Here is a 2,919-nt window from a genome sequence, read left to right as displayed (position 1 = left end):
GGGTGCTGGGTGTGGTGCGTGGCTCTGCGGTCAACCAGGACGGCGCGAGCAGCGGGCTGACCGCTCCTAACGGGCCGTCGCAGCAGCGGGTGATCCGGGCCGCGCTGGACAACGCCGGTCTCACGGCGGCGGACGTGGATGCGGTGGAGGCGCACGGCACGGGCACGAAGCTGGGCGACCCGATCGAGGCGCAGGCGCTGATCGCCACGTACGGCCAGGACCGCCCCGAGGGCCGTCCGCTGTGGCTCGGATCCATGAAGTCCAACATCGGCCACTCCGTCGCCGCCGCGGGTGTGGCGGGTGTGATCAAGATGGTGATGGCGTTGCGGCAGGGGGAGTTGCCGCCGTCTTTGTATGCGGGTGAGCCGACGCCGATGGTGGACTGGTCGGCCGGGTCGGTCTCGCTGCTGGCTGATGGGGTCGCGTGGGCGCGCGGGGAGCGGGTGCGCCGGGCGGGTGTGTCGTCCTTCGGAGTGAGCGGCACGAACGCCCACGTCATCGTGGAGGAGGCGCCTGCGGAGGAGCCCGCTGCCGAGCCCGTGGGTGATGGTGCGGGGCTGGTGTCGTGGGTGCTGTCCGGGGCCAGTGCGGGCGGGCTGCGGGGCCAGGCCGAGCGGTTGGTGTCCTTCCTGGAGCAACGGCCCGAGGTAGGTGCCGGATCGGTGGCGGCCGCGTTGGCGGGGCGCGAGCGGCTGCGGCATCGGCTCGCGGTGGTGGGTGAGTCGGCTGAGGAGCTCGTGGAGGGGCTGGAGTCCTTCCTGTCAGGTGACCTCTCTGTCGGCGCCGCTCAGGGCGTTGTCGGTACGGAGTCGAAGGTGGTCTTCGTGTTTCCGGGGCAGGGGTGGCAGTGGGTGGAGATGGGGGTGGAGCTGCTCGCCGCGAGTGAGGTGTTCGCCCGGGTGGTGGGTGAGTGCTCGGCGATGGTGGAGGAGTTGGCCGGCTGGTCCGTGGTGGAGGTCCTGCGGCAGAAGCCCGGGACGCCTGGCTTTGACCGGGTGGATGTGGTGCAGCCGGTGATGTTCTCGGTGATGGTGGGCCTGGCCCGGCTGTGGGAGTCGGTGGGCGTGACGCCCTCGGCCGTGGTCGGTCACTCCCAGGGCGAGATCGCGGCCGCGCATGTGGCCGGGGTGCTGTCGCTGGAGGACGCGGTGCGGGTGGTGGTGGCCCGTTCCCAAGCGTTGGTGGAGATCTGCGGGCAGGGCGCCATGGCCTCGGTGGCCCTGGGGTGCGCGGAGGTTCAGGAGCGCATCGCGGGCCTGGAGTCGGTGAGTGTGGCCGCCGTGAACGGGCCATCCTCCACGGTGGTGTCCGGGGGTGCGGAGGAGATCGCCGGCCTGGTGGCCGGGCTGACGGGGTCGGGGGTGCGGGCGCGGCGGATCGACGTCGACTACGCCTCCCACTCCGCGCACGTCGAGCAGGTCCGCCGGCGCATCGAGGCTGATCTGGCGTCCGTCCGGCCGCGCGCCGGGCAGGTGCCGGTGTACTCGACACTGCGCGGCGAGGTGCTCACCGGGCCGGAGATGGACGGCCACTACTGGTATGCCAACCTCCGTGGACGGGTGGAGTTCGAGCAGGCGGTGCGCGGTCTGCTCGCCGACGGGTTCACCACCCTCGTCGAGTGCAGCGCCCACCCGGTCCTGACACCCGGCATCGGGGAAACCGTCGACACCGTGCCCGGAGCCCAGGTGACGGTGACCGGGACGCTGCGGCGCGATGACGGCGGACTGCGCCGGTTCCTCACCAGCGCGGGCACCCTGTGGACGGCCGGGGTGGATGTCGCGTGGGACTCGCTGCTGCCGGAAGCGGAGCCGGTGGAGTTGCCGACGTATGCCTTCGACCGGTCACGGTTCTGGCTGGAACGCACCAACGGAACAGGAGACGCCTCCGGTATGGGGCTGGGCGCGGTCGAGCACGGTCTGGTCTCGGCGGTGGTGGAGGTAGCTGCCGGAGGGACAGTGGTGCTGTGCGGGCGTCTGTCCCGTTCCCGGCAGCGTTGGCTGGCCGATCACGCCGTGTCCGGGCAGGTGCTCTTCCCCGGTACCGGGTTCATGGATCTGGTGTTGCGGGCGGCGGACCAGGTCGGCTGCCAGGTGGTCGAGGAACTGGTCGTGCAGGCACCCTTGCTGTTGCCCGACAGCGGGGACGTGGATCTGCAGATCGTCATCGAACCGGCCGGGGACGACGGCGGGCGTCAGGTCGTGGTGTGCTCCCGACCCGCCGGCACCGACAGCGTCTGGACCCAGCACGCGCAGGCGGTGATCGCTCACGGCAGCACGTCCGATGTGGGACCTGTGGGTGTGTGGCCGCCGTCGGGTGCGGAGGCGATCGATGTCTCCTGCCTCTACGAGGAGTTGGCGGGGCGGGGGTATGCCTATGGGCCGGTGTTCCGGGGGGTGCGGGCGGCCTGGCGGCAGGGCCAGGACGTCTACGGAGAGATCGAGCTGCCGGAGTCGGCGGCGGAGGAGGCGGCTCGGTTCGGGTTGCACCCGGCCCTGTGTGACGCGGCCGCGCATCTGCTGCAGTTCAGTGAGGTGCTGGACCAGGACGGGGTGTGGCTGCCGTTCGCGTGGAACGGTGTGCGGCTGCTGGCCACCGGCGCCACCCGCCTGCGGGTGCGGATCACGCCGCTGGGCGAGGGCAGTGTGCGGATGGACCTCTACGACGTGACCGGTGAGCCCGTCGCTGTGGTCGAGCAGCTGACCGCCCGCCGCCTGGACGCAGCCGAACTCCAGCCCACCAGCACCGCCGGTGCGCGGGGCCTGTTCGCCCTGGCCTGGCCGGATCTACCCACACCGTCCCAGCCGACGGTCACTGACACCGTCGTGTGGACACCCCACGACACCGGCACGGAAGACACCTGGGGCCTTCCCACCATCACCGACCTCGACGATCTCCCCGCTTCGTCGCGGGCGGTGGTGT

The 2,919-nt window shown here is 71.6% G+C and carries 1 protein-coding gene; it reads left to right on the top strand.

Features of this window, described 5'->3' with window-relative positions; all coding sequences use genetic code 11:
- Window positions 1-2,919, top strand: a 2,919-nt coding sequence (locus tag SSQG_RS04645; protein ID WP_158681007.1) for a type I polyketide synthase, incomplete at both ends; no start/stop codon positions are given.

Source organism: Streptomyces viridochromogenes DSM 40736 (genome assembly GCF_000158955.1).
In the GTDB taxonomy this organism is placed as follows: Bacteria; Actinomycetota; Actinomycetes; order Streptomycetales; family Streptomycetaceae; genus Streptomyces; species Streptomyces venetus.
This window is presented reverse-complemented; position numbering and strand designations above follow the sequence as displayed.